This is a genomic window from Porphyromonas sp. COT-290 OH860, from assembly GCF_000768935.1.
Taxonomy (GTDB): Bacteria; Bacteroidota; Bacteroidia; order Bacteroidales; family Porphyromonadaceae; genus Porphyromonas.
The window spans coordinates 1-7091 of record NZ_JRAR01000029.1 but is presented as its reverse complement, the minus strand read 5'-3'; the positions used below and the strand labels follow the sequence as shown (position 1 = coordinate 7091).

The window sequence follows — 7091 nt, the reverse complement described above, 5'->3', positions numbered from 1 at the left end:
TCCCTCAGGGATGGGGATAGGGGGATAGTATTCAAGTCTCCCCAAGCCGCTCAAACACGCAAAAAACACCGAGAAAGATACAAGAACCTTTGAGCGGTGCATTGCGCAATAGTCTCCAGAGATATATACAACGTTTCTAGCCGAAGAGGCAAAATGACGCGCAACGGTCTCCTCTGGTATCTCTCTGCTAGTTATCCTGCTCTCCGGATATATCGTCTATAGACGGCACCACCGCAAGCGCAAGAAACCGATGAAGAAATAGTACATGGGAGGTAGTATCTCATCTGTAGACGACATCGCCTCAAACACAAAAAGCCTACAACGAAATAGCGTCTAAATAATTCTTTATATCGGAATTATTTAGACGCTATTTCGTTGTGTAGTGATTTACTAGATCACGACTTTTATCTTACGTGGCTCACTCTCTAGCCAAAAACGATTAATCGCTGTAACTAAAAAAGTATAGCGAGTAGCGCCATCGAGGCTTGGAAGTTTGTAATAGGTGCTCGTAGAGATCCCGACAAGAGCCTTAGGGTTATTTAGATTAACTTCCTCCCCTTTGGGGAAGGCGTAGACCCCATAGTAGAAAGCGCTCTCGGGGTCCTGTGGATCTCTCTCGTCCTCCCAGATAAGGACATGACCAGCCTCGTTGTGATCCTCCCAAAGTGAGGCAGGCATCTTGGGCGGCTTACTCTGGCCTAGGAACCCTCTCTGCTCGGGCATCAAGGCTCTAGAATGCTGATAAGTATGGTGAAGCTCCTCGCCCACTCCACCGTAGTTACGGATCAGTTCGTCGGCTGGCCAGAATATATTACCCTGACTGAGTCGCTGGCTAAGCAAGAGCTTACGCTCGAGCTGACCTGCATCCATAGTACGCTTAATATCTTGCCCTATATAGAGCTGTACACGCTCATTCCTTAGATGCTTACTCCACCACTTGACGAGGACTTGATAGTCCGAACCTTTCGTCCCCTCATTCCAGTAGATCTGCGGAGCCACATAGTCAATCCAGTCTTCGTTAGCCCAGTGTAGGACGTCGGCATAGAGGTCGTCATAGTTCTGCAAGCCCGTAGTCATACTCCCCTTGGAGTGAGTTCGCTTGTTGCGATAAATGCCAAATGGACTGACACCGAAGCGTACCCAAGGCTTGGCCGCTCGGATTGTTTGGCTCAGCTCATAAACCAAGAGGTTGATGTTGTTGCGCCTCCATGTAGCACGATCACCGGGATGATAGCCTGCCGACAAGCCATGACGCTCAAAGGACTGGTCATCGGGAAATCTAGTGCCGGGTATAGGATATGGATAGAAATAGTCGTCCAAATGAATAGCATCAATGTCGTAGCGCTTGGTGATGTCCTCGACGATCTTGCAGACATAGCGCCTAGCTTGTGGCAGGCCGGGATCGAGCACGAGCTGATTGCCATAGCGCACGAACCAATCTGGGTAGCGGCGTGCAGGGTGATTCTCGGCCAAAAAGTCATTGGCATTGGCTGCCCCACGTAGTGGGTTAATCCAAGCATGTAGCTCCATACCTCGCTTGTGGCACTCGTCCACGACGAAAGCGAGCGGATCCCAACCGTCCTCTGGCATCAGCCCTTGTTCGCCACTGAGATACTTGCTCCATGGTTCATAGTCGCTGCGATACCAAGCATCACTCTCTGCTCGTACTTGGAAGAGGACAGCATTGCAGCCCATTCGCTGTAGCAGTGCTAGGCGCTTGGTCAGCAGCTCTCTAGCCTCTATTCGAGAGAGCTTGCTATACTCACTCCTATAGATAGTAGGTATCCACGCCCCTCTAAACTCGCGTTTCTGAGGGATATACCGCCCAGGTCTAGAGCGCCTGAGGCCTCCACACGAGGCCAGTAGCACCACTAGAACAAAAGCTAGTACGGGGCGAACAAAATAATTGGCACGCATAAGCTTATAGATGTAATACTAGACTAAGAATAAGCAAAGCGGGTAAAACGAAAAGGACACTGTCAATACGATCTAATACCCCTCCATGGCCCGGAATAATCTTGCCAGAATCCTTGACCCCTGCATTACGCTTGAGCATAGACTCAAAGAGATCGCCCCAAGTGGCAGCTACGGAGATGACCGCTCCGATGAGAGCAGACTGCCAGAGGCGGAAAATATCGTCGAACCAGTAGCTCGCAATAGCTATGGTAACTAGTACCGTAGCTACAAAGCCACCGACGAAGCCCTCCCAACTTTTCTTAGGCGAAACACTTGGAAAGAGGCGGTGCTTACCGATAGAAGAGCCAACAATGAAGGCTCCCGTATCATTGACCCAGATACCTACAAAGGCCATAAAGAGCAAGCGCTCTGGAGCAAATAGCCCCATGGTGTCGGTAAGTAGACTGGCAGCAGCTAGTCCTCCCCCAACATAGATCTGACCAAAAAACATTTTGGCTATCTCATTGGGCATAAACTCCCGATCGGAGTAAATCGAACGTACCATGGTGTAGCCTAGGTAAAATAGGTAAGGCGCAAAAATCGCCCCACCGAGCATCTGGTACTCGTGGCTATTGGCGAAACTATAGACTGCAAAGAACAAATACGCAGCAGCCATACCATCGAGGATCGTGCGCAATGGGCGTGTACGATTGATACCAACGAGTGGTTCGTACTCACATACGCCCACAAAAGCGAGCAGCATAAATACCGAAAGATAGAGTGCTGAGCTACCAAGAAGCAGGGCACCCAAGACTAGGGCCACATAGAGCCCCCCGAAAATTGTTCGCTTGAATAATTCCATATCTATGATATCTATTAGTTTACCTCACCTTCCACATCTTCGGCCTTGTCCTTTGGGACATCGGCTGTAGTTTCCTCGCTTTGCCGCTCTGGTAGAGCTTTGTCCGTACGCTTCCGTCCCATAATCTCATCTGTACGACTCGCCCACTGACGCTTACCCAGTAGACGCTCCACATCTTCGGTGTAGATTACCTCAGCCTCTAATAGGAGATCTGCCAAAGCATGATGGCCTACCTGATGCTCCAACAAGAGCGCCTTGGCACGCTCATACTGCAAACGGATAATCTCGCTGACCTCCTCGTCTATCAGCTCTGCTCGTTTGTCACTATAAGGCTTGCTGAAGCCATAGCCTTCGCTCTGTAGTTCATAGTAGTTCACATTGGGCAAGCGCTCACTCATACCATAGTAGGCAACCATGGCATAGGCAACCTTGGTGATGCGCTCGAGGTCATTAGCTGCACCTGTGGAGATGCGTCCAAGGAAAAGCTCCTCGGCTGCACGACCGGCGAGTGTAGCACATATCTGGTCGAGTAGAGCCTGAGTCGTGGTGATCTGGCGTTCCTCTGGCAGATACCATGCAGCTCCCAGAGCTTTGCCACGAGGTACGATCGTGACCTTAACGAGCGGGTTGGCATACTCTAGGAACCAGCTAACCGTAGCATGGCCAGCCTCGTGAATAGCGATGCTCTTGCGCTCCTCGGCAGTGGTAATCTTGCTCTTCTTCTCCAGCCCTCCGATCACACGGTCTACGGCATTCATAAAGTCGTCCTTGCTCACGAAGTCCTTACCCGAGCGGGCTGCGATCAGAGCCGCCTCGTTACAGATATTAGCAATATCGGCACCAGAGAACCCGGGTGTCTGACGTGCCAACAAGTCTACATCAAGCGAGCTATCGGTCTTAATACCTTTGAGATGAACGAGGAAGATTTCCTTACGATCATTGACATCGGGCAGATCTACATAGATCTGTCGGTCGAAGCGTCCTGCTCGTAGCAGTGCGGAGTCTAGAATATCGGCACGATTGGTCGCAGCCAACACAATGATGCCGCTATTAGTCCCGAAGCCATCCATCTCAGTCAGGAGCTGATTGAGTGTATTCTCACGCTCATCATTACCACCAAAGCTATTATTCTTACCACGAGCACGGCCTACGGCATCAATCTCATCTATAAAGATGATACAAGGGGATTTCGCCTTAGCTTGGGCAAATAAGTCACGCACACGGCTAGCACCCACACCAACAAACATCTCCACGAAGTCGGAGCCAGAGAGCGAGAAGAAAGGCACATGCGCCTCGCCTGCGACTGCCTTAGCCAAAAGAGTCTTACCAGTACCCGGAGGGCCTACAAGCAAAGCTCCCTTGGGGATCTTACCTCCGAGCTGAGTGTACTTGGCTGGATTCTTGAGGAAGTGGACAATCTCTTCGATCTCCTCCTTGGCCTCGTGCAGACCTGCTACATCGGCAAAGGTCACCGACATCGTAGTCTTATCGTGCATCTGAGCCTTACTCTTGCCAATGGAGAAGATACCCCCTCCAACGCCTCCACCAGAGCCACTCATACGGCGAGACATCATGAACCAAAAGAAAATCAGCAAAAGTACGGGGCCAAAGGATAGAAGAATAGCCCAGAAGCTCGTCTTCTCATTATAAGTTACCTTAGCTTGTATCCCATGGCGATCGCAGAAGTCCGAGAAGCGATCTACCGAGGGGATCTGTACCATCACCTTATGCGCCTCCGCCTTATTGAGCCGATCGGCCTGTATCCCCGACTGCTTAAAGATACTATCTACCATGTTTGGGCGCACTAGAGCAACTAATTGGTTGTCTTTGCGATCCACATTGATCTCACTGAAAGCATCTCTAAGAGCTATTTCTTGAAACTCATTCCAGCTAAGCTCCTTTTTGACACTATTGTCCCCGTCCCAGAAGAACAAAAGTCCGAGAGTCATCAGAATAAATCCGTATATCCACATCTCGTTAAATCGAAAAGGATTACGCTTGTTCTTGTCTTGCTTCGTAGCCATTATTATCTATTTCGTTGTTATTTCTAAACACATATAAATCGGTCGCAGTAACACTCCCTAAGTTTCAAAATTAATTAATAATTTGTGAAAGGCATAAGGTATCCTACAGCGAACCTATTGTATAACAAAGATGCCCCCTCTTCTGTTTGTGCATACGATAGGGGCAATACTAGGTTACAAATAGGGAGCAATACTCAAGCGCACCACCTGCAAGGCTGAGGATGCAACGCCTAACTGCGATGGAGACAATCACGGCAAACTAGATCCAATACCTAAGGGAGGCGGTGTGTCATAACGCACAAACCACTGTACTGCTTGCGACATTCAACTTGGGTCACATACTCTATTATGCTCCCTTTGCTCCACACGGACTTCTTCGTCAGCTTCAATCTTAGCGCCTTGCAGTTTGCGCATTCTAAGACACACTAAAAGGGGATGTACCAAAAATGAATTTTGACAAAGCCCCAAGATACTTCTAGCCGAGAGTATTTATGGAGTATCCACAGCTCGTCACTCTCTCATGTATCTCCTGCAAACTATGGTAGGGCTAGATGGGGATAGGCATACTATAGTAGCGCACCATCGCCTGCCTATCTACCCCTTTTATTTCGAGGCGTAAGAGTTGTTTGTGGTCATCTAACTTGATGATCGTGCGGTCGCCAAGCTGTTCTCGAGGTGTATCTAGCCAAAGCATCTCGTATAGCAGAGCATCGGACTGGCTCATCACTTGCAGCGCAGTATCAGGGCTCTTGCCGTCGCCAGTACTCTCAACGACATTGAAGAGCTGCACAATCTGCCAAAGATAAACCTCCATACGGTTGTGCTTCTCGTGGTGCGACAGGTCACAAGCTCGCTTAATGAGCGCAAAATGCATTGGGTTTCGCCATAGCCCACGCTGAGCCATCTTGAGAGCCTTGGCAAACTGCTTGTTGGCTATAGCTTTATCGACCTCTAGCTCCATTTGCTGCAGGAAGCTACCCTCCCCTATCTTACTCTGGTGTCCAAAGTATAGCCCTTTGATCGTTTCGCGCCTAAGCGTAGTATCTCCACGATTGAAGCGAGCGACGAAAGGCTCTAGCTCCAGCCCCGGTATCTTCTCCTCTACTATAATGGGGCGCACTCCTCCATTGAGAAGCCTCATACTATCAAGCTCCCGGCGTTGATTCTGTACGACATCGTAGTCTACTGTGGAGGTTCTAGGGCGTGTAGAGGTGCGTTTCCGCTTAACCTTAGTTGTTCGTTTCTTTGGTTTACGTGTGTTATCTTCTGCCACCATAGGGAGGCAAAAACTCAAACTTAGAGCAGATATAAATAGTAACTTCAGCAGTTTCATTGAGTCTTGTGAAATGTTTGCTTTGCAAAGATAACGAATACCATTTGAAAGAAATTGTATTAGGAGCTATGCTAAACAAAAGTTTTGAAGCATCTGGTTTCCATCACAGATCATCACTCCAACTGCCATCTATCACTAAGGCCGACTCCTTCTCTCTTCTCTCAAAATACTTTGGAGCAAGGTTTACTCTATGTGGAGATAAGTTCTGTATGTTGTCAAACAAAAGTGCACTACTACAAATGTAGTGAAATGTCGCTTTGTTGATTCAATTTGTTTGCTTGATATCGTTGATTTAGTGAGTCTCTTTTGAGTTCTTCCCTTATTTTGAGGATCTGGTCCTGCCTGCCGAGGTATACATCTATCGGCCTTAGGTTGCCAATCGACTCGTGATAGTGTTGCTCATTGTAGTACTCAACCCATTCCCCAATAGCCTCTTCGAGTTCTGAGGGAGCGAAGTAATGCTGCAATTTGATAACTCGCTTCATAGATCAGTGGTAGCGTTCGATCTTCCCCTGCGTTTGTGGATGCAAGGGCTTACCATGAATATGCTTCATGTTGAACTTCGTGCTAAGATGCTCTTTCAGAGAATTAGCAATATAACAAGGTCCGTTGTCTGAGAGCAATTTAGGAGCATTCTTATGGGGCAACCCTGCTTTGAGCATAGCTTGATCAATTGATCGTGCGACATCCTGATACTTGTAGGAAGCTAGGAGCTTGTTCGGTTGGTTTAGTTGCCATGTCGATACAGTTAATTACATATTAAAGATATTAATAATCAGAGATATATACGACGTTTCTAACCGAAAAGCGGCAAAATGCCGTGCAACGGTCTCCAATAAGACAATCGCCAAACTATGCCAGATGGGGTATGCTGATATTTTCGATGTAAGGAGACCGTTGCACGGCATTTTGCCGCTTTTCGGTTAGAAACGTCGTATATATCTCTGATTATTAATATCTTTAATATGTAATTAAC

4 protein-coding genes are annotated in these 7091 nt (G+C 48.2%); all 4 read right to left on the bottom strand.

Going from position 1 to position 7091, the window contains the following annotated elements:
• Positions 1-390: 390 nt before the first annotated feature.
• The 4 genes from HQ41_RS03130 to HQ41_RS09275 all read right to left on the bottom strand — a co-directional run bounded on the left by HQ41_RS03130 (position 391) and on the right by HQ41_RS09275 (position 6058).
• Positions 391-1917 carry a glycoside hydrolase family 10 protein gene (locus HQ41_RS03130; RefSeq protein ID WP_044187802.1) on the bottom strand — a complete coding sequence of 509 codons (1527 nt, stop codon included), beginning with the start codon at positions 1915-1917 and terminating at the stop codon, positions 391-393.
• A 4-nt stretch (positions 1918-1921) separates the two neighbouring features.
• The gene (locus HQ41_RS03125; RefSeq protein ID WP_044187799.1) at positions 1922-2758 is read right to left on the bottom strand and encodes a phosphatidate cytidylyltransferase; all 837 of its coding nucleotides are present in this window, start codon (positions 2756-2758) and stop codon (positions 1922-1924) included.
• A gap of 14 nt (positions 2759-2772) precedes the next feature.
• The gene (gene ftsH / locus HQ41_RS03120) at positions 2773-4782 is read right to left on the bottom strand and encodes an ATP-dependent zinc metalloprotease FtsH (RefSeq protein ID WP_044187796.1); all 2010 of its coding nucleotides are present in this window, start codon (positions 4780-4782) and stop codon (positions 2773-2775) included.
• Positions 4783-5329: 547 nt separating this feature from the next.
• A complete protein-coding gene (locus HQ41_RS09275; protein WP_161780577.1) occupies positions 5330-6058 on the bottom strand; it encodes a DUF4919 domain-containing protein in 729 nt (242 codons plus the stop codon).
• Positions 6059-7091 lie beyond the last annotated feature (1033 nt).